This window comes from Flavobacterium sp. SP2 (genome assembly GCF_057626655.1).
Map to the genome: position 1 here is coordinate 20,682 of NZ_JBVHBT010000011.1, position 22,615 is coordinate 43,296.

16 protein-coding genes are annotated in these 22,615 nt (G+C 33.2%); 6 read left to right on the plus strand and 10 right to left on the minus strand.

Annotation, left to right across the window (positions count from 1 at the left end):
* Positions 1–137: 137 nt before the first annotated feature.
* A complete protein-coding gene (locus ACZ098_RS16550; RefSeq protein WP_487312876.1) occupies positions 138–680 on the minus strand; it encodes an ExbD/TolR family protein in 543 nt (180 codons plus the stop codon).
* Positions 681–778: 98 nt separating this feature from the next.
* Positions 779–1,495, minus strand: coding sequence for a hypothetical protein (locus tag ACZ098_RS16555; RefSeq protein WP_487312877.1), 717 nt, complete (start codon positions 1,493–1,495; stop codon positions 779–781).
* 200 nt (positions 1,496–1,695) lie between these two features.
* On the opposite strand from ACZ098_RS16555, the gene ACZ098_RS16560 reads away from it, so the two are divergent.
* Complete coding sequence (locus tag ACZ098_RS16560; RefSeq protein ID WP_487312878.1) at positions 1,696–2,262, plus strand: fasciclin domain-containing protein; 567 nt, start codon at positions 1,696–1,698, stop codon at positions 2,260–2,262.
* Between the two features lie 85 nt (positions 2,263–2,347).
* Here ACZ098_RS16560 and pheT read toward each other — a convergent pair whose 3' ends face one another.
* Positions 2,348–4,774 carry a phenylalanine--tRNA ligase subunit beta gene (pheT, locus tag ACZ098_RS16565; RefSeq protein ID WP_487312879.1) on the minus strand — a complete coding sequence of 809 codons (2,427 nt, stop codon included), beginning with the start codon at positions 4,772–4,774 and terminating at the stop codon, positions 2,348–2,350.
* A 273-nt stretch (positions 4,775–5,047) separates the two neighbouring features.
* Between pheT and ACZ098_RS16570 the strand changes: the two genes are divergently transcribed.
* Both ACZ098_RS16570 and ACZ098_RS16575 read left to right on the plus strand, forming a co-directional pair.
* On the plus strand, positions 5,048–6,553 hold the full coding sequence (locus ACZ098_RS16570) for an aldehyde dehydrogenase family protein (protein WP_487312880.1): 1,506 nt from the start codon (positions 5,048–5,050) through the stop codon (positions 6,551–6,553).
* A gap of 87 nt (positions 6,554–6,640) precedes the next feature.
* Complete coding sequence (locus tag ACZ098_RS16575) at positions 6,641–7,015, plus strand: DUF779 domain-containing protein (protein WP_487312881.1); 375 nt, start codon at positions 6,641–6,643, stop codon at positions 7,013–7,015.
* Here ACZ098_RS16575 and ACZ098_RS16580 read toward each other — a convergent pair whose 3' ends face one another.
* From ACZ098_RS16580 to recG, 6 genes are all read right to left on the minus strand, one after another.
* Complete coding sequence (locus ACZ098_RS16580; protein WP_487312882.1) at positions 7,016–7,939, minus strand: AraC family transcriptional regulator; 924 nt, start codon at positions 7,937–7,939, stop codon at positions 7,016–7,018. It lies immediately after the preceding gene.
* Between the two features lie 87 nt (positions 7,940–8,026).
* Positions 8,027–8,887: a bestrophin family protein gene (locus tag ACZ098_RS16585; RefSeq protein WP_487312883.1), complete on the minus strand. Its 861-nt coding sequence runs from the start codon at positions 8,885–8,887 to the stop codon at positions 8,027–8,029.
* A 51-nt stretch (positions 8,888–8,938) separates the two neighbouring features.
* Complete coding sequence (locus ACZ098_RS16590) at positions 8,939–10,246, minus strand: TolC family protein (RefSeq protein ID WP_487312884.1); 1,308 nt, start codon at positions 10,244–10,246, stop codon at positions 8,939–8,941.
* 1 nt (position 10,247) lies between these two features.
* Entirely contained in the window at positions 10,248–13,343 is a 3,096-nt protein-coding gene (locus tag ACZ098_RS16595; RefSeq protein WP_487312885.1) for an efflux RND transporter permease subunit, read from the minus strand.
* 58 nt (positions 13,344–13,401) lie between these two features.
* Entirely contained in the window at positions 13,402–14,463 is a 1,062-nt protein-coding gene (locus tag ACZ098_RS16600; RefSeq protein WP_487312886.1) for an efflux RND transporter periplasmic adaptor subunit, read from the minus strand.
* A gap of 136 nt (positions 14,464–14,599) precedes the next feature.
* Positions 14,600–16,708, minus strand: coding sequence for an ATP-dependent DNA helicase RecG (gene recG, locus ACZ098_RS16605; protein ID WP_487312887.1), 2,109 nt, complete (start codon positions 16,706–16,708; stop codon positions 14,600–14,602).
* Positions 16,709–16,826: 118 nt separating this feature from the next.
* On the opposite strand from recG, the gene ACZ098_RS16610 reads away from it, so the two are divergent.
* Entirely contained in the window at positions 16,827–18,896 is a 2,070-nt protein-coding gene (locus ACZ098_RS16610; RefSeq protein WP_487312888.1) for a M1 family metallopeptidase, read from the plus strand.
* A 4-nt stretch (positions 18,897–18,900) separates the two neighbouring features.
* Here ACZ098_RS16610 and ACZ098_RS16615 read toward each other — a convergent pair whose 3' ends face one another.
* Positions 18,901–19,422 carry a DUF7935 family protein gene (locus ACZ098_RS16615; protein ID WP_487312889.1) on the minus strand — a complete coding sequence of 174 codons (522 nt, stop codon included), beginning with the start codon at positions 19,420–19,422 and terminating at the stop codon, positions 18,901–18,903.
* Positions 19,423–19,538: 116 nt separating this feature from the next.
* Between ACZ098_RS16615 and ACZ098_RS16620 the strand changes: the two genes are divergently transcribed.
* Together ACZ098_RS16620 and ACZ098_RS16625 are read left to right on the plus strand one after the other, a co-directional pair.
* Positions 19,539–21,869, plus strand: coding sequence for an ATP-dependent helicase (locus ACZ098_RS16620; protein WP_487312890.1), 2,331 nt, complete (start codon positions 19,539–19,541; stop codon positions 21,867–21,869).
* A 119-nt stretch (positions 21,870–21,988) separates the two neighbouring features.
* Positions 21,989–22,609: an L-threonylcarbamoyladenylate synthase gene (locus ACZ098_RS16625; RefSeq protein ID WP_487312891.1), complete on the plus strand. Its 621-nt coding sequence runs from the start codon at positions 21,989–21,991 to the stop codon at positions 22,607–22,609.
* The last annotated feature ends 6 nt before the right edge of the window (positions 22,610–22,615 follow it).

A 22,615-nucleotide genomic window follows, 5' to 3' on the forward strand; every position in this document is an offset into this window, starting at 1 on the left:
GCATTTCTATTTTTGTAGTTCCAGCTTTCCGCAGTATCTTTTTCTTATTGTTTTTGTCAAAACAATAAGAAAAAGGATACAAGCTGCAATCTGGGCTAAAGAGTTATGTATTGAATGAAATTACAATTTTCAAAAAATTATCTGCTTGCTAGTAACTTGTATTCCTCAGGAGTAAAATCATTTACAATAGCATAAGTGTTAATGTTTGTAATTGCCATTTCATCAAGAATATCAACCAAATTGCCATAGCTGGATTTTTTGCTAGGTTTTATGATTACAATTGATCCTCGATTCGAATCAGCAGTAATTTTTAATATTTCATTTTTTGTTGTAATTAATTTTTTTCGGATACCATCTTTTCCATAGCTTAAAATCTTAGGAGATTCAATTGGAGAAAATAATAGTCCATGGTAATAAATAATTTCATTATTTTCATTTAATAATAAAGTTACAATTCTTCTTTCGTCTTTACGACCGCAACCTCCGCCACATGATATATCGTCATGATTAGGCAAAGCCAAATTCATGACCTTAGGTTTTGATAGCTCTGTATTAACCATAAAAAAAACAATCAATAAGAAAGAAACGCTTACCATTGCTGTTAAATCAATCTTAGATCGTAATTTTCTGCTTCTTGGTTTGTTGTTTAAACTCCCAAATTGGTTCTTTTTTTCTTCCATAATTGCTAAAATTAAGTTTACCGTCTAATAAAATTACAAAAAAAAGTGTCTCAATTAAAAATTGAGACACTTTTATGCAAAATAGTTAAACCTAAAATTTAATTTTCTTTAAATTTTCTATTCCATATTTCTGAGTTAAAATTTTTACCAGCCAAAAAGAAGTAGTAAGCCGAAGAAGCAATAACTGCTTTAAACATGAATAAAAATAATATAATTGGAGCCAAAGGAATGTCTTTACTTAAATTGTCCATTGGGGAAACGGCAATAATCAAAGCGCTAATAATTCCACAGAAAACTACAAAATTCATCATGTTCTTAATTGGCAAAACCATTAGTTTTCTATGCCAACTAAAATCATTACCCCATTTGTGAATCAAATAATAATAATCATTTCCAATAGGAGCAAACAATAATGGATCATCGTACTGAAGTAATTGAAACATTTTGCTTGGCGCCACAATTTTAAATCCATCTAAACGTGTTCCGTGCAATTTTTCTAGATCATTTATTTTTGAAATCGCTTCCTCTGGAATTTGATTAATAAATAAATTACTCTCTAAAAATCGTAACCGGTAATCAATGCAAACATTTTTTATTTGCGATAAGTGAAAAATTTTGTCGGTTTGTAATAAATCAAACTCAAATTCATTCACTTTTGTTGAACTTTTAGATTTTAAAGTTGTCTTTATTAATGATCTTTGTACTTCATTCTCATCTAAAATCGACTTCACTTCTTCTAGAAGTTGGTCTTCTGTAATGAATTTACTTCTGTTGTAAAGTAATTCATTTACTAAGTTTTTCTTATTTAATAGCATCTTTAAAGTATTTGAATAAAAGTTAATACTAATTTTCAATATCTTCTAATTTAAGTAATTAGTTAATACAATGCTAAGTTCATAACTATTTTTTTTAGGTGTCTCAATTATTAAACTATTGTTAATAATCTGATTGCATAAAACCAGAATCAAGTAAGTAGCGTAAATGCTTGTATAACTTTTTAAAAAAACTAAATATTATGAACACAAGAAAATTTTTATCAGCAGTAGTAGTTACAGGAGCAATGTTTTTATCTGGCGCAATGTTCGCTCAAAAAGAAAAAACAGTAACAGTTGGTGGCGCACCAATGTATCCTTCGAAAAACATTGTTGAAAACGCAGTAAATTCTAAAGATCACACAACATTAGTTGCAGCAGTAAAAGCAGCAGGATTAGTAGAGACATTACAATCTGCAGGTCCATTTACAGTTTTTGCACCAACAAATGCAGCTTTTGATAAATTACCAGCTGGAACAGTTGAAACATTACTTAAACCAGAAAATTTAAAAACATTGCAAACTGTTTTGACCTACCATGTTGTTGCAGGAAAATTAAATTCAGGTGACATTGCTAAAGCCATTAAAGCAGGAAACGGAAAAGCTACCTTGAAAACAGTTTCAGGTGGAACATTAACTGCTGCGATGAAAGGAAAAGATTTATATTTAACAGATGAAAACGGAAACAGTTCTAAAGTTACAATTGCAGATGTAAACCAATCTAATGGTGTTATTCATGTTGTGGATACTGTAGTTTTACCAAAATCATAAATTATATTTTTTGATACAAAAAACAAACCTCTCTAATTTTAGAGAGGTTTTTTTATGGAATATACAAACTGAGTAATGCTATAATCTATCTTAAAGTTGCACCAAGTTCGCTCTCTAAATTACTTTGTAACTTGCTCATAATTTTGTCAATCTGAGCGTCTGTTAACGTTTTTGTCGTGTCTTGAATTATAAAACTTACAGCATACGACTTTTTCCCTTCTGGCAAATTGTTACCTTCATAAACATCAAATAAATTAATGTCTTTTAATAATGATTTCTCTGTTTGACGTGCAATTTTGTAAACCGATTCAAATCCAGTCGAAGCATCAATTAATAAGGATAAATCTCGACGTACTTCAGGATATTTAGGAATTGGTGTAAATTTTATTTTATTCGATAATAATTTAATAACCAAATCCCAATTGAATTCAGCATAAAAAACGTCTTGCTTAATGTCAAAATGTTTTAAAATTGATTTCTTAACAGTTCCAACTTCAACCAGAATATCATTTCCAATTCCTACAGCAACACCTTCAGCGAAAAAATCAGAAGAAGCTGGTAAATTTTGGACTTTGTCAAATCCTAATCTTGATAAAATTGAACTTACATATCCTTTGAATAAGAAAAAATCAGATGGTTTTGCTGCATTTGTCCAACTTTCGTTAGCTCTATTTCCAGTGGTGTAAATTGCTAAATGCTTTTTCTCATTAAATCCAGATAATAATTTGTGATAGCTTTTTCCAAATTCAAATAACTTTAAATCCGAATTTCTTCTATTAATATTATAGGATATCGCTTCTAGACCTGAAAATAACAAGGATTGTCTCATTGTTGACAAATCATTGCTCAACGGATTCAACATCGTAACATTATATTCTTCTTTCAATAAATCAGATAACTTTACATAATCTGGTGTTGACAAAGAATTGGCCATCATTTCATGAAATCCTAATGAATTCAGCTGATTGGCAATTATATTCTGAACTTTGTAATCGTCTGTTCTAGATGATTTTGCAATTGTAGCATTTAATTTCTTAGAAAAATTGATATTATTATAACCGTAAACACGTAGAATTTCTTCAATAACATCAACTTCACGTTGTACATCAACGCGATAAGCAGGAATAATTAATCCCAATCCGGCATCAGAAGAACTATTAACTTTAATATCCAAAGAGGCAATAATTTTTTTAATCGTATCTTTTGGCAATTCCTGACCAATTAATTTAAATGCTTTTTCATAATTTAAGAAAACTGCGAAATCTTCAATTTTCTTAGGATAAATATCAATAATATCGGCTGTGATTTCACCACCTGCAACTTCTTGAATTAATAATGCCGCACGTTTTAAAGCATATTCGGTGATTGTAGGATCAATTCCTCTTTCAAATCTAAAGGAAGCATCGGTACTTAAACCATGACGTTTAGCCGTTTTTCGAATCGAAACCGGATTGAAATAGGCACTTTCTAAAAATATGGTAGTAGTGTTTTCTGAAACTCCAGAATTTTTTCCGCCAAAAACTCCAGCCAAGCACATCGGTCCTTTATCGTCACAAATAACTAAATCTTCTTCATGTAACGTTCTTTCAATATCATCAAGAGTTGTAAATTTAGTTCCTGCTGCAACGGTTTTAACGGTAACTTTACCAGTAATTTTAGCTGCATCAAATGCATGAAGAGGCTGACCTAATTCGTGTAAAACATAATTAGTAACGTCGACAATATTATTTTTAGGAGTTAATCCAATTGCTTTTAATCGATTTTGTAACCAACTCGGAGATTCTTTAACAGCAATTCCAGAAATAGTTACTCCACAATATCTCGGAGCAAGTGTTGGCTCTTTAACATCAATATCTATTTTTAATGTTCTTTTATCAATTTTAAACTTTGAAACTGATGGCGTTATTAATTCTAAAGAAGCATTTGTATTTTTTTGAATCAATCCAGCGCGCAAGTCACGAGCAACTCCCATGTGCGACATAGCATCGGCACGGTTTGGAGTTAGTCCAATTTCAAAAACTTCATCATTTTCAATATTAAAAACTTTGGCTGCCGGAGTTCCAGGTTTTAAATCGGAATCCAAAATCATTATTCCGTCGTGTGAATTTCCTAGACCAATTTCATCTTCAGCACAAATCATACCGTGGCTTTCTTGACCTCGAATTTTTCCTTTTTTAATTTCAAATTCTACACCATCTTTATCAAATAATTTGGTTCCAATTGTAGCAACAGGAACTTTTAATCCTGCAGCGACATTTGTTGCACCACATACTATTTGCACCGGAATACCATCACCTAAATCAACAGTAGTAATGTTTAATCGATCGGCGTCAGGATGTTTTTCACAAGTCAAAACATGGCCAACAACTATACCTTCTAATCCGCCTTTTACCGATTGGTATTTTTCAACCACTTCTACTTCTAAACCTAAATCAGTTAGTATATTAGAAATGTCTTCAGAATTAGAATCTATTTTTAGAAATTGTTTTAACCAGTTGTAAGATATTTTCATTTGAAAGCATGTAAAATTTAAAGATTGCAAATATAATCATTGCAAATTTTAGATGGAAGGATTTAAGATGTTTTTTAATAGCATTTTATAATCATGCAACGCAATACAAATAGTTATTATTGCTATTAATTTATACTATTTTTTAGTAATTTGATAAATAAATAAAGTTAAAATTACACATATGAAAATTTAATGCTATTACTTGACGAATTAATGCTATTCTGTTTTGAATAAATAAAATACATTTGGAATAAATAACATAAATTTTAAAATATGAGCACTATAGCACAAAGACCAGATTTTAAGGCAAAGTATGATAATTATATTGGAGGAAAATTCGTCGCTCCAGTAAACGGAAATTATTTTGATGTAGTTTCACCAATAGATGGAAAAGTGTTTACACAAGCGGCACATTCGTCTAAAGAAGATTTAGAATTAGCGGTTGATACAGCGCACAAAGCATTTGAAACTTGGGGGAAAACGTCAGTAACAGAACGTAGTATTTTGTTAAATAAAATTGCGCAAGTTCTTGAAGATAATTTGGCTTATTTAGCAGCAGTTGAAGCTGTTGACAATGGTAAACCTATTCGTGAAACTACCTATGCCGATATGCCTTTGGCGATTGACCATTTTAGATATTTTGCTGGTGTAATTCGTGCCGAAGAAAGTTCGATTGCTGAATTGGATGCCAACACAGTTTCTATCGCTTTAAGCGAACCGTTAGGGGTTATTGCTCAAATTATTCCATGGAATTTCCCAATTTTAATGGCGGTTTGGAAATTAGCTCCAGCCTTGGCAGCAGGAAATACGGTTGTTTTAAAACCAGCCGAAAGTACACCAATTTCAATTATGGTGATGATGGAATTAATTGGCGATTTATTACCTCCAGGAGTTGTAAATATTGTGAACGGTTTTGGTTCAGAACTTGGTCGTGCTTTGGTGACAAACAAAAAAGTTGCTAAAGCGGCATTTACTGGTTCAACAACAACCGGACGATTAGTGATGCAATATGCAACAGAAAATATTATTCCAGTTACTTTAGAATTAGGAGGAAAATCTCCAAATATTTTCATGAAATCGGTTGCTGATCATGATGATGACTTCTTTGATAAAGCTATTGAAGGTGCGGTTTTATTTGCCTTAAATCAAGGTGAAATTTGTACTTGTCCATCAAGATTATTGGTGCATGAAGATATTTACGATAAATTTATCTCAAGAGTTATCGAAAGAACCGAAGCAATTGTAGCTGGAAATCCGCTGGATATGACAACTATGATTGGTGCTCAGGCTTCGTTAGTTCAGAAAGAAAAAATTATGTCGTACATCAAATTAGGAAAAGAAGAAGGTGCCGAAGTGCTAACTGGTGGTGATGAAAATGTTTTTGATGGCGATCATGCTGGTGGTTATTACATCAAACCAACGATTTTTAAAGGTCACAATAAAATGCGAATTTTTCAAGAAGAAATCTTCGGACCAGTTTTGGCCGTAACCACTTTTAAAACTACCGAAGAAGCAATTGCTATTGCAAATGATACGATGTATGGTTTAGGAGCTGGAGTTTGGACACGCGATGCACACGAAATTTATCAAGTTCCAAGAGCTGTTCAAGCCGGAAGAGTTTGGGTAAATCAATACCACTCGTATCCAGCTGGCGCTCCATTTGGAGGTTACAAACAATCTGGAATTGGAAGAGAAAATCATAAAATGATGTTAGGTCATTACCGTCAAACTAAGAATATGTTGATTTCTTACGATAAAAAGAAATTAGGATTTTTTTAGTCCCTATTTTGGTTGAACGAACCTGCAAGGTCTTTTTTGGTCTTGTAGGTTTTTTTATTTTTATATTTGAATTAAAATTGTTATCAAATGACAAAACGACTTGAAGCTACTAAAGAAGCAATAGAATTAATACATATTTTAAAAGAAAAATACGGCGATTTGATGTTCTATCAAGCTGGCGGATGTTGTGAAGGAACACAACCACAATGTTTTGAAAAAGGTGGTTTTTACCAACGAATGGGTGACGTTTGTATCGGAACTATTGAAGATACTGAGTTTTGGGTTGATAAAGATTTATTCGAATATTGGAAACACGCTCATTTTACTTTGAAAGTCATCGACGCATTTGGAGTAGGCGGATTTTCATTAGAAACTCCATTAAAGAAAACGTTTCAAATTGAATATCGAATTTTCACCGAAGACGAAGAAAAAGATTTAGAACCTGTAAAGTATATCGAATAATTAATTCACATACAATAACTGATATTGTTTCGGAGTAATGCCTTCGTGTTTTTTAAACAATCGAATGAAGTAATTGGCATCTTCAAATCCTGATAAATAACACACTTCGTTTATTTGTATTGTCGGATTTTTAAGCAATTTTTTAGCACATTTTATTTTTTCGTGCAGTACAAACTCTATCGGACTCATTCCTAATTCTCTTTTGAAAAACCTATAAAATGAAGTAGTACTCATGCACGCTTTATCGCTTAAACTTTTCAAATTGATATTTTCTTTTAAATTCAATCGTATAAAATCGATTACTTCAGAAATTGGATTGTTTGGATTGTCAAACAAACCATCATCGATGGATTTTGCAGTTTGCGTTTGAATAATGCGAATCAATAATTCCTGCAGCGTCAAATCGGCTAATGCATCTTTTGTAATGGACGTACTCATGCATTCTTTGATGAGTTTGTTGATAGTCGTTGCTAAGTCAATATTGTTGTAAAAAAAATAATTTTGATAATTCAATTGCCAATAGTTGTCATTACCTTCTTTGGGATACCTTTCGTTTAAGAAATTCAACGTATCTGCTATTTTTGATTGTTCAATTGCCAAAGCCAAACATTGCGTAGGATTATTTTTAGACGCTTCTGGAAAATCAATTTTCATCTCTACGTTGGACGGAATTACAACCGTTTCTCCAGGTAAATAATCAAAACCAGGTTCATCAAAAAGATGCATTACTTTTTTACCACGCAACATGCTTGTTACCACCAAATCGTTAAATTTCAGTGGAACCAATTGCGACTCTTGATAGGTTTCAAAAAGGTTGAGTTCACAATTATTCAACGAATAAACAGTTCTGTTTTCGACTAAAGTTTTTAGCGATTTTTCAGTCGATAATTCGGGTTTCGTAAGTAACGTTCTTTGATGATGCATAGAAGAAATAATAAAGAACTAAATTTATGAAAAAAAATCAAACTAATTCAAAATCAGACTAATTTTATCAAATAATTTTAATTTTGCTTACAGTATTTCTTCAACATGTTTCTTGATGTTTTCGGAGATTTTTTTCGTTGGTAAATCGTTTTCATCGGTTCCAAACGGATCTTCAATTTCTTCCGAAATAAGTTCTAAACTTGCCAAAACGTAAAAAATAAAAACTACGACTGGTGCAACATAATATCCTAAACTAAAGGCATAGCCAAAAGGCAAAGTCATCACATAAAAAAAGATGAATTTTTTGATAAAAGCGCTGTAAGAATAGGGAATAGGAGTGTTTTTTATTCGTTCGCAAGCACCACAAATATCGGTAAACGACAGCAGCTCGGCATTCAGGATTATGAGTTGGTCGCCAGTAATTTTTTTTGCTTGGTACAAATCATTTACTTTATGAAAAAGCATTTTTGCCACCTGATTGGGTTTGTGATTATGATGTGAAGCTAACGATAAATTGTCAAATAATTCTAATGAAATCTCTTCATCTTTTAGATGCTTGTTTAAAATTGAGGCATAGCTTGGAATCATTTTCCTAAAATACTTTCTGTCGTTTTCATCTGTAAGCATTACCGATAATTTTATGGCAAGATTTCGGCTGTTGTTTACTAATGATCCCCAAAGTTTTCGTCCTTCCCACCAACGATCGTAAGCAGAATTTATTCTATAAGCTAACAATAATGAGATTACGAACCCTAACATTCCGTGCATTATCGTAATGTTTTTCACATAACTTTTTTCGGATAATTGCCAAATTTCAACTTCCAAATATCCGACAATTCCGGCATACAACCCGATAGCAATCATCAATGAAAATAGCGTTCGAAAAGTATCTGCTTTATGAAATTTGAATATGAATGTGAACCAATCTTTGGTATTATATGAAACCATTTTGTAGCTTATTTTTCGCAAATATAACTATTATTTCAGTTCAAATAGAATTTAAAAAGTTAGATTTCCAGCCAACTCTTTCAATGCAATTTCAGATAATTTTGCTTGAAATTGAGCATTACTGTTTCTTACTTTTGCATTAATGTAATTCAATTGCGCGGTTCTAAATTCTAATGTTGCGATAGTTCCAATTCTGAATTTTTCTAAGGTAATATCTAAATTTTGCTTAGCAATTTCCTCATTTTTTGCTTCTAATTTCGTAAGTTCAATATTGGTTAAATAGGTTTGATAGGAAGTTGTCAATGTTGTCAATAAAGCTTGATTTTGCTGTGCAATTGCCAAAGTTGAATTTTCAATTTGAATCTTAGCAATTCTTTCATTTCTATTTTGTGCAAAACCATCAAAAATATTGAATGTAGCGGTAAAGCCGTAGTTAAAACCTCGTGCAGAAGATTGCGTTACGAACCCTAAACTCGATTCACTTTCTGAAAAGTTGTAGGCAGAATTCAATCTTAAAACTGGATAACGATCGCCTTTGATTTGTTTCAACTGCAATTCTGCTACTTTTTTATTTAGAATTTGTGCTTCTAAAACTGGATTTTGTTTTTCTGCAAGCAATTGTAAATCAGGCAAAAGTAATTGTTCGTCAACCGAAATTTGGTCAATAACCTTAAAATCCGATTTTGAGTCACGAGCTAAAATTTGATTTAATAATGTTTTGGTATTGGCGTACAATTCTTTTTGTCGTAGTAAAGTTGTTGTATCGGTGTTCAAATCTACCTGAGCATTTAGAACTTCCAGTTTGGATGCTTTTCCTATTGTGAAACGATTTTGTGCCAAATTCAAACGCTGATTTGAAATTACTATCGAAGAATCCAATGCTGCAAGTTGCTGTTGCTGCTGAACCAAATCGTAATAAGTTGCATTGATATCACTAATTTTTGTGATAATTGTCAGTTTTAATTCAGCTTCACCTAGCTTTTGTAGCGTTTTTAATTGGTCTAGTTTGGCAAACATTTTAAATCCATCAAAAACCGTCCAATCCAATCCAACGCCGTAAGTTAGATTGTTGTTCTTGGCGTTATCCAACTCATTTACAGTTCCGTCTTGTCGAGTCTGTTTGGTATTTTGTACATTGTTATTGTCCACAACATTTGCTGTTAATTTAGGAAGCATTCCTGCATTACCATAAGCAACGTTTGATTGATCAATTCGTAAATCGTTTTTAGAAATCTTAATTTCAAAGTTGTTTTCTAATGCAATTTTTACCGCATCTTCTAGGGTCAAAATTTCTTGAGCGTTGCTGTTGCAAATGCTAAAGCAAATTAAAATTAGCAGTTGAATTTTATATCTTTTCATATTATTTAACGGATTTTTCATATTCTTCAATATGATCAAATTCTGGGTAATGTTTTCTAGCTTTTGACCACATTAAATACAACGCAGGAATTACAAATAAAGTTAATATTAAAGAAAAAATAGTTCCTCCAACAATTACAACTCCCATTCCAATTCTACTGGTTGAAGCTGCTCCAAGCGACATAGCAATTGGTAAAGCTCCAAGTGCAATTGCCAAACTGGTCATTAAAATTGGACGTAGTCTAGCTTCTGATGCTTCTAGAATAGCCTCTAATTTTGGTTTGCCTTGTTCGCGCAACTGATTGGCAAATTCAACAATTAAGATTCCGTTTTTAGTAACTAATCCTATTAACATTACGGTTCCAATTTGACTAAAGATATTCCATGTTTGATCAAATAACCAAAGCGAAAATAAAGCTCCAGCAACTGCCATCGGAACAGTTAGAATAATGATAAACGGATCAATAAAACTTTCAAATTGAGCTGATAATATCAAGAAAATCAGTAGCAAAGCCAATCCAAATGCAAAGGTAGTATTCGAACTACTTTCCACAAAATCTCGAGATTCTCCACCTAAATCGGTTGTGAAAGTATCATCCAAAACGTTGGCTTTTATTTCGTTCATGGCATCAATACCGTCACTGATACTTTTTCCTGGTGCCAAACCTGCAGAAATTGTTGCCGACATGTATCGATTATTATGATACAATTGCGGCGGATTACTTTTCTCTTCAATCGTAACCACGTTGTCCATTTGGATTAATTGTCCCGAACTATTTTTGACGAACATCGAAGTCAAATCGAGCGGTTTCGAGCGGTCTTTTTGGTCGAATTGCCCAACTACTTGGTATTGCTTTCCGCTTCTCATAAAATAGCCGAAACGTTGTCCACTTAAAGAAAGTTGTAAGGTTTGAGCAATATCAATTACCGATATTCCTAAACTTTCAGCTTTCTCACGATCGATGGTTACGTTGATTTCGGGTTTGTTGAATTTTAAATTCACATCAGTTGTAGAAAAAGTTGGATTTTTGCCCGCTTCTTCCATAAATAAAGGAATTTTTTCTTCTAATTTCTGAAAATTTGGCGCTTGAATAATGTATTGAATAGGCAATCCACCACGACGATTTACGGCAATAGTTGGTTGCTCAACCACCGATGTTTTAGCATCTGGATATTGCTTGGTCCATTTGGTAAGTTTTTCGGCAATTTCTTTTTGTGAGCGTTCACGTTCTCCGGGTTCGCTTAATGCAATCCTAACACGGCCACTGTTAACAGTTGAAGCTCCAAAACCAGGCGAAGTGATAATCAAACTAACCTTTTTCTCTGGAATAGAATCGTCTACAAGTCGAGATATTTCCTGCATAAATCGGTCGGTGTATTCATAAGATGAACCTTCCGGCGCGGTAATACTCATTGTTAAGGCACTTCTATCGTCATAAGGTGCGGTTTCTTTTTGAAGTATATTGAAAAATAAATAAATCAATCCGAAACAGATGATTATAATCGGAAAACTCAACCATTTTCTTTTCATAAATCGATTCAGATAACTGGCGTAACTTGAATTCAATTTTTCAAAATAAGGTTCGGTCTTAATATAAAATTTTGATTTTTTTTGTTCGCCACCTTTCATCAAATAGGCGTTCAACATTGGAGTTAACGTCAAAGATACGAAGGCTGAAATTAAAACTGCCGCACCAATTACTACACCAAATTCTCGAAAGAGTCGACCCACAAATCCTTCCAAAAATATTACTGGTAAAAATACAGCTGCAAGTGTAATTGAAATCGAAATTACGGCAAAAAAGATTTCATTAGAACCTTTTATAGCGGCTTCAATTGGCGACATTCCTTCTTCAACTTTCTTGAAAATGTTTTCGGTAACTACAATTCCGTCATCTACAACCAATCCGGTTGCAAGTACAATTGCTAATAACGTTAGTACATTTATAGAAAATCCGAACAGCCACATGATGAAAAAGGTTGCAATCAACGAAACTGGAATGTCGATAAGTGGACGGAAAGCAATAGCCCAATCTCTAAAAAATAAATAAATAATTAGAATTACTAAAAGGATTGAAATCCCTAAGGTTTCGGCAACTTCAATAACTGATTTCTTTACGAAAACTGTCGAATCGATAGCAATATTTAATTTAATATCTTTTGGTAAATCTTTTTTAAGTTTTTCAAATTCGGCATAAAACTCTTTAGAAATATCCAAATAATTTGCTCCAGGAAGTGGCACAATTGCAACGCCTACTAACGGTAACCCCGATTGACTCATTTTTGTTTCAATGTTTTCGGCTCCTAATTCGGCGTAACCAACATCACTAAAACGTACAATTTTCTCTCCTTCAGAACGGATAATTATATTGTTGAATTCCTCAGGTTTAGATAAATTTCCAACAGTTTTTACTGTCAATTCTGTGTTGTTTCCGGTAAGTTTTCCTGAAGGTAGTTCAACATTTTGTTTGTTTAGCGCATCACGAACTTCGGCAACAGTGCAACCATAAGATGCTAGTTTTACAGGATCAATCCACAAACGCATGGCATATCGCTTTTGTCCCCAAATTTGAATTCCACTCACACCGGGAATGGTTTCCAGTCGTTGTCCAATAACATTTTCGGCATAATCACTCAATTCCAAAGGACTTCGAGTATCACTTTGAACCGTCATCGAAATAATCGCTTCACCATTAGCATCGGCTTTAGAAACCACTGGCGGAGCATCAATATCTTGAGGTAAACTTCGTACCGCTTGCGAAACTTTATCACGAACATCGTTAGCCGCTTCTTCAAGATTTTTATCCAAATTGAATTCGACCGTAATATTACTACTTCCTTGAATACTCGATGAAGTTACATTTCGAATTCCATCAATAGAATTGATTGCTTTTTCTAATGGTTCGGTTATTTGTGATTCAATAATATCTGAATTAGCTCCGGCATAATTGGTCCTAATAGATATTTGCGCCGGATCAATCGAAGGAAATTCTCGAACACCTAAAAAAGAGTAACCAATGGCACCAAAAAGTACAATTGCTAAATTGATTACAATTGTAAATACTGGTCTTTTGATACTTAACGTTGATAAACTCATATATTTTTATTTTCAGATTTTTTATTTTCAGATGCATTACTGAAAAATACTAAAATCATTATTTTTGAATTCTTACTTTAACTGGTGCATCGGCTTTTAAACTCATAACACCACTTGTAATTATAGTATCACCAGCTTTTAATCCTGATAAAACTAAGATGGAGGAGTCGGTTCTAGTTGCTGTTTCCACCATGACTTCTTTGGCTTTTCCGTTTTCAGAAACGAATACTTTTTTACCATTTTGAACTGGAACAATCGCTTCTGTTGGAATGACTATAGCATCTTTTATAATTTCTAAAGGCAATTCTACATTGGCATACGTTCCTGCGAGAAGTTTTCCATCGCTGTTTTCGGCAATGGCTCTTACTTGCAACGTTCTAGTATTGGCATCAACACTTGGTTCGATGGCGTATACTTTGGCCGTATATTTTTCTGTAGAACCAGTTACTGTGAAACTCAAATTACTATTTGGTTTTACTTGTGTAGCATATTTTTCAGGAATCGAAAACGTAATTTTTAATTTTGAAATATTTACCAAATTCGCAACCAAAACGGTAGGAGTGATGTAAGTTCCAGGAGAAATAGAACGCAATCCAATTTTTCCAGAGAATGGCGCTCGAACAGCAGTTTTAGCAATTTGGGCTTGAATTAATTGACTTTGAGATTGTGCCGATTTAAAATCTGCTCGAGAAATATCGTATTCTTCTTGGCTTATTGCTTCTTTTTTTAATAACAAACCTGCACGTCTTTCATTTTCAGATGCTAAGCCTTGCTTTGTTTGCGCTTGACGTAATTGTGCTCGAAGTTCGGCATCATTTACTTTAAAGAGAAGTTGTCCTTTAGTTACAAAACTTCCTTCTTGAAAATTGATACTTTCTACAATTCCAGATACTTCGCTTCGAATTTCAACCTGCTCATTCGCTTCAATGGAACCAGAAAGGGATAAATTATTATCAAATGTTTCTGTTTTGGCAACAATTCCGCCAACAGTCATTTCTTTTCCTTTTCCATCTTTTCCTTTCGGATCTTCGTTTTCGCTTTTATTTTCTGTAATTCTGTACGCTATAAAACCACCAAGACCAATGATTATTAATGCGTAAGCGACGTATTTTATTTTCATAGCAAGAGTATTTTTAATGACACGATATCATTAAACGATTGTTTAAAACAAAAATAGCTTTAAGAATTGGGAAAATTTTGGTAGTTAATTTTTATTTAACATTTGTAGGTACAACATTAACATTTGATAACATTTGTTAACTGATATAGTTCCAAATATTCTTTTTGGCACTCATTTCAATAAAAATTGTTCTCATTTTTTGATGTTCCGGTTTGCTCATAGAAGCATCCTCTTTTAAGAGTTTCATTGCGTATTCTCTAGCTAGCATTAAAATATCTCTATCTTTTACCAAATCGGCAATTTGTAAATTCAAAACACCGCTTTGTTGTTTTCCCATAATGTCGCCTGGTCCACGAAGTTTAAGATCGACTTCTGCAATTTCAAATCCGTCGTTAGTGCGACACATGGTTTCAATTCGAGTTTTGCTGTCGTTTCCGAGTTTTGGACCGGTCATTAATATGCAATAACTTTGTTCGGCGCCACGACCAACACGACCGCGCAATTGATGGAGTTGTGAAAGCCCAAAGCGTTCGGTACTTTCTATAACCATTACACTTGCGTTTGGAACGTTTACGCCAACTTCAATAACCGTTGTAGCTACCATAATGTTGGTTTTTCCAGCTACAAATCGTTGCATTTCGGCTTCTTTTTCGGCTGGTTTCATCTGTCCGTGAACTATTGAAATGGAATAGTGTGGCAACGGAAAATCTCTTGAAATACTTTCATAACCGTCCATCAAATCCTTATAATCTTGTGTGGCGCTTTCATTAATTAATGGATAAACAATATAAATTTGTCTTCCCTTTGCGATTTCATCTTTTAGGAATTTCCAAACTTTTAATCGGTTGGAATCAAAGCGATGCACCGTTTGAATCGCTTTTCTTCCTGGTGGCAATTCATCAATTACTGAAATATCCAAATCGCCATACAAACTCATAGCTAACGTTCTCGGAATAGGAGTTGCCGTCATCACTAAAACGTGTGGCGGAATTTCGTTTTTCTTCCATAATTTCGAACGTTGTTCTACACCAAAACGATGTTGCTCGTCGATTACGGCCAAACCTAAATTTTTAAATTTTACTTTATCTTCAAGCAACGCGTGCGTTCCGATTATGATGTCTAAATTTCCGTTTTCAAGTTCTTCGTGAATGATTTTTCTTTCGGATGTTTTACTTGAACCAGTTAGTATTTTTATATTGATGTTCAAATCTTTAGCTAGTTCTGATAATCCAATAAAATGCTGATTTGCCAGAATTTCTGTTGGCGCCATCAAGCAACTTTGAAAACCATTGTCTTTTGCTAAAAGCATGCACATTAACGCTACAATTGTTTTTCCTGAACCCACATCACCTTGCAAAAGTCGGTTCATTTGGGCGTTGCTTCCCATGTCATTTCTAATTTCTTTAATCACTCTTTTTTGCGCATTTGTCAATTCAAACGGCAGATGATTGTTATAGAAATCGGTAAAAATTTCGCCTACTTTGTCAAATGGATGTCCTTTTATTTTGTGTTTTCGGATTAAGTTTTTTGTGATTAATTGCAATTGAATAAAGAACAATTCTTCAAATTTTAATCGAAATTGCGCTTTCGCCAAAAGATCTTGACTTTTCGGAAAATGAATATTAAACATGGCTTCATTCTTCGGAATCAGTTTCAAATTATTCAGAATATTTTCAGGAAGCGTTTCTATAAATTGCCCTTTAATTTCTAGAAACAATTGCTGAATGGCTTTGTTTACAACTTTATTTGTGACGCCACGTTGTGTTAATTTTTCGGTACTTGGATACACGGGTTGCATCGCGCTTCGCAAACTGGCTTTGTGTTCTTCCAACAATTCCATTTCGGGATGCGCCATTGAAAATTGACCTCCATAATTGGAGGTTTTTCCAAAAATTACATACACTTCATTGAGTTTTAAACTTTCACGAATCCATTTTACACCTTGAAACCAAGTGAGTTCCATTTGTCCAGTTTCGTCAGTAAAGGAAGCTACCAGTCGTTTTTGATTTTTGCCAAATTCAACGGTTTTGATATGAATTATTTTACCAATAATTTGAACTTCTGAATTCGAATTTTGAAGTTCATTGATTTTATAATATCTAGTTCTGTCAATATATCTATTTGGAAAAAAATTCATCAAATCGCCATACCGATGGATGTTGAGTTCTTTTCGAAGCAATTCGCCACGAGAAGGACCAACGCCTTTTAGGTATTCGATAGGAGTTTGTAATAGATTGTTAGACATTTTAAATTTTCAAAATTCTTAGTTCAAAGTTGAATATTCAATATTAAAATTTGTAATGCGAAGATAGAATTTCAATTTCAATTTCAATGACTATATTTGTAATTCAATTATAAAATGTATGAAATATTTACTGCTTTTATTCTTCTCTGTTTTATCTTTTGGTCAGCAAACTACTAAAGTTGATTTTATTAAATGCGATGCGTTTGTTAACGTGCGTTTTTTAACAAAAATGAGTGGAGGAAATATTGTTTATTATTTCAATGTGAAAGCGCCAATAGATACTATAAGAATTGATGCTATTAGTATGAAGTTTGGCAGTGTTAAAATCAATGATAAATTTGTTTCATACAATAACGATTTAAGGCAATTAAAACTTTTTGAAGGTTTCAAAATTGGAAAGAACAAATTAAGTTTTGAATATATTAGTAATCCAAAACAAACGATATATTTTACTGGTTTAGATGATGGTCAACAAATTTGGACTCAAGGTCAAGGTAAAAACACTAGTCATTGGTTGCCAAGTTTCGATGACGTTAATGAGAAGGTAATTTTTAATTTATCAATTGCGCACGAAGATAATTTTATTGCGGTTGGTAATGGAAAATTTAAAGTTTTAGAAGATTTTTTCGGTTTCGACAAAAAAATATCGAAATTTAAAATGAAAAAACCAATGTCATCGTATTTGGTAATGCTTGCTATTGGAAAATTCAAACATAAAAAAGAAAAGTCCAAATCGGGAATTCCTTTAGAAAATTATTTCAAACCTGTTGATGAAGATAAATATGAGTACACCTACAAAAATTCCACTAGAATTTTTAATTATCTCGAAAAGGAAATTGGTGTAAAATATCCTTGGGAAGTTTACCGTCAGGTTCCGGTAGAAGATTTTTTGTACGCTGGAATGGAAAATACATCGTCAACTATTTTTGCACAAGATTTTGTGGTTGACGAAAGTGGTTATAACGATAGGAATTACATTAATGTCAATGCACACGAACTGGCGCACCAATGGTTTGGCGATTTGGTTACTGCAAAATCAGGTAAGCATCATTGGCTTCAAGAAGGATTTGCAACCTATTACGCCTTGCTTGCCGAACGCGATATTTTTGGCGACGATTACTTTTTCAATGCCTTGTATCGATCGTCCTTACAACTGCGAAATGCGGCTAAAACCGATACCATTCCGGTTCTTAACGAAAAAGCAAGTTCTCTAAGTTTCTACCAAAAAGGAGCTTGGGCTTTGCATGCCATTCGCGAAGAAATTGGTGCTGAAAAATTTCAAAAAGTAGTACAGAATTATCTTAAAAAGTATGCTTATAAAAATGTAGAAACGGCTGATTTCTTGAATGAAATTGCAAAGGTTTCCAATTTCGATATTGTAAATTTTCAGAAGAAGTGGTTAGAAGATTATCGTTTTCCAACTGACGATGCCAATACACTTTTAATGAAAAGTACTTTTTATCGAAAATTAGTCGAAATTAACAGTTACAAATCAAAATCGTTTACAGAAAAGGAGGCTTATTTTTCTCAATTGATGCAATCGGATATCAATTATGTTTTGAAGAAAGAAGTACTATATCAAGTAGTTCAAGTTCCATTTGAAGAAAAGAAAAACTTGCTTCTCTTGGCTTTACAAACCAATAATATCGAAGTCCGTCAAGCTGTTGCAGAAACTTTTAATACAATTCCAAACGATTTTAAATCAGAATTTGAATCGCTTCTAAATGATAAATCTTACGATACCAAAAAGCTTGTTTTCATTAAATTATTTGAAAGCTTTCCAGCAGAACGAGCTAAATATTTAGAAATTGCCAAAGATTGGACAGGTAAAAACGATAAAGATTTACGAATTACTTTTCTAGCATTATATCAAAATTTTCCCCTTGCAGATACTGCAATGAAAAGCAACTACTTAAATGAATTAATTTCGTATACATCACCCAATTATGAAAGTTCAATTCGTCAAAATGCTTTAGAAAATCTGTTGCAAATTGTTCCTAAAAATGAATTGGTTTTAAAAAATTTAGTCAATGCAACTACACATCATAAATGGCAAATAGTAAAATATGCTCGAGATACTATTCGAGAATTACTAAAAATGGAAGGCTACAGAACAATTTTTGAAACGATGTTACCAACGCTAGATGAAGCGGAACACTTTCAGTTGAATCGAATTTTGAATCCTTAGAATTTTATAAAATTTCAGAGACTTCGTTTTTTAAATAACTCAAAGCAACTGAACTTGGAGTTTCGTTATCCATCAAATCATTCAGTATTGCTTCGCGCAATTTGTGCGATGAGGTAATTTTTTCACTCATTGCTGTTTTTCGGATTATTTGAATCGTTGTGTTTTTAGAAGTCAAGATGATTTTCCAAGTTTCGTCAGTTATGTAGATTTGTTGTGCTAAATTGTGTTCAAATTCTTGTTCAATATTTTGAATCAAAAGGTTTTCATAATCCGATTTAGCATCGTTAAATGGAGCAACACGAACCACCAATTTGCCTAAGTTGATTCGCTCTAAATACAAAGCTAATCGTTCGTAAGCTTGCAAACGAATTGGTAATGACAATTTTTGATTTTCTTTTTGAACCATCCATCGACGTGAATTTTGTTGATCTTTGAAATAAGAATCAAATAAATAATACGCTACGCCACCAGTTATTAATGCTGGTAAAGTATAAAAAGCCAATTCTAAAATTTTATCAGTAGTCATTGTATTGTTTTTTAGGTACAAAAATACTATTTTAGATAATAAATACAATCATTTTAATTGTTAATCAATTTTAGTAAGACTATTTTTGTATTGAATATTTAATCAGACATTTTATAATGCAACAGTATATAAGCCAACTTAACGAAGCACAACAAAAGCCGGTATTGCAGAAAGACGGACCAATGATCATTATTGCTGGTGCTGGTTCGGGTAAGACACGAGTTTTGACGATACGAATTGCCTACTTAATGAGTTTGGGAGTAGATTCTTTTTCAATATTAGCACTAACTTTTACCAACAAAGCAGCACGTGAAATGAAAAAGCGTATTGCCGATATTGTGGGAAATAATGAGGCGAAAAATTTGTGGATGGGAACTTTTCACTCTGTTTTTGCCAGAATTCTTCGAAGTGAAGCCGACAAATTGGGTTATCCATCTAATTTTACGATTTACGATACACAAGATTCGGTAAGATTAATTTCTGCTATAATTAAAGAGATGCAATTGGATAGAGATGTTTACAAACCTAAACAAGTCCTTAGCCGAATTTCATCCTACAAAAATTCCTTGATTACTGTAAAAGCGTATATTAATAACCCAGAATTACAAGAGCAAGATGCGATGAGCAAAAAACCTCGTTTGGGTGAAGTTTATGCCAATTATGTAGACCGTTGTTTTAAAGCAGGCGCAATGGATTTTGACGATTTGTTGCTTAAAACTAACGAATTACTGAATCGTTTTCCTGATGTTTTAGCCAAGTATCAAGACCGATTTAGGTATATTTTAGTTGATGAGTACCAAGATACCAACCACTCGCAGTATTTAATTGTTAGAGCCTTATCTGATCGTTTTCAAAATATATGCGTGGTTGGCGATGATGCCCAAAGTATTTATGCTTTTCGTGGCGCCAACATCAATAATATTTTAAATTTCCAGAAAGATTACGAAAATGTAAAAACCTATCGACTAGAACAGAATTATCGTTCTACGAAAAATATTGTGGAAGCGGCCAATTCAATTATTGATAAGAATAAAACAAAGTTGGATAAAATTGTTTGGACAGCCAACGATTTTGGAAATAAGATAAAAGTGCATAGAAGTCTTACCGATGGTGAAGAAGGTCGATTTGTAGCCGCAACTATATTTGAAGAAAAAATGCGCAATCAGATGAAGAACAGCGAATTTGCTATTCTTTATCGTACCAATGCTCAATCTAGAGCAATGGAAGATGCGCTGAGAAAACGTGACATTCCTTATCGAATTTATGGTGGTTTATCGTTTTATCAAAGAAAAGAGATTAAAGATATTTTGTGTTATTTGCGATTGGTTATCAATCCTAAAGATGAAGAAGCGCTGATTAGAGTAATCAATTATCCAGCAAGAGGAATTGGAGATACTACAATCGAAAAACTTACAGTTGCCGCTAATCACTACAAGCGATCGATATTTGAAGTAATGGAAGTTATTGATAAAATTGATTTGAAATTAAATTCGGGAACCAAAGCCAAGTTGCAAGATTTTGTGACCATGATTAAAAGTTTTCAGGTAATTAATGAATCTCAAGATGCTTATTTTTTAACCGATCATGTGGCTAAAAAAACGGGTTTGGTTCAGGAATTAAAAAAAGATGGTACCCCTGAAGGAATTGCTAGAATTGAAAACATAGAAACCTTAATGGGTGGTATCAAAGACTTTATTGAAGGTCAAAGAGAAATAGACGGAGCGCGTGGTGCATTATCAGAATTTCTAGAAGATGTTGCTTTGGCAACCGATTTAGATAATGATACTGGCGATGATGATCGAGTAGCATTGATGACCATTCACTTGGCAAAAGGATTGGAGTTTCCAACAGTTTTTGTGGTTGGTTTAGAAGAAGATTTGTTTCCTAGTGCCATGAGTTTGAATACAAGAAGCGAGTTGGAAGAAGAACGTCGCTTGTTTTATGTGGCTTTAACTCGTGCCGAACACAATGCATACTTAACTTATGCTCAATCGCGATACCGTTGGGGAAAATTGGTGGATAGCGAACCATCTCGATTTATTGAAGAAATAAAAGAAGAATATATCGAATACATCAATCCAGCAGATGCAGGCGGTTATCGTTACAAACCTATGATGGATATTGATATTTTTGGCGATATTGATAAGTCTAAATTACGATTGGCAAAACCAGTTGCCGGAATTCCTCCAAAGACAAATTCAGACGAACCAGTTTCATCGTCAAACATTCGTAAGTTGAAACCAGTTGGAAATGCTCCATCGGCTAACGCTAATTTATTTGATAGTAAATTAGGAATAGGAAATATAGTAATGCACGAACGCTTCGGAAAAGGAACAATTATCAATTTAGAAGGTGTTGGTGCCGATAAAAAAGCGGAAATACGTTTTGAAGTTGGCGGAATTAAGAAGTTATTATTACGTTTTGCAAAGTTGGATGTAATTGGTTAATTGGTTTTTAAGTTTCGGGTTTTGAGTTTCACTTTCTTCAAAATTGTATAACTATTAAATTTCTAATAATCTAATAATCTGATAATCCAACCATCAAATAATCTAACAATCTAAAAAAAATGGCACAATTCATTAAAATATATGAAGACAAACCGAACGAAGCTGCAATAAAAAAGGTTGTAGATGTCTTACGAAATGGCGGTTTGGTGATTTATCCAACCGATACCGTTTACGGATTGGGTTGTGATATTACTAATACTAAGGCATTGGAACGCATTGCAAAAATTAAAGGAATCAAACTTGAAAAAGCCAATTTTTCTTTTGTATGTAGTGATTTAAGCAATATTTCAGATTATGTAAAACAAATTGATACGTCAACTTTTAAACTTTTAAAACGTGCTTTGCCAGGTGCGTATACTTTTATTTTGCCAGGAAATAATAATCTTCCAAAAGAGTTTAAGAAGAAAACTACGGTTGGAATTCGGGTTCCGGATAATAATATCGCTATCGAAATTGTTAAGATGCTCGGTAATCCTATTGTTTCAACATCCATTCATGATGATGATGAAGTATTAGAATATTCCACCGATCCTGAATTGATTTTTGAAAAATGGCAAAACCTTGTCGATATGGTTATTGATGGCGGTTATGGTGATAACTTGGCATCTACAATTATTGATTTGTCAGGACATGAACCAGTTGTAGTTCGAGAAGGAAAAGGAAGTTTAGACATATTGTAGGAAACT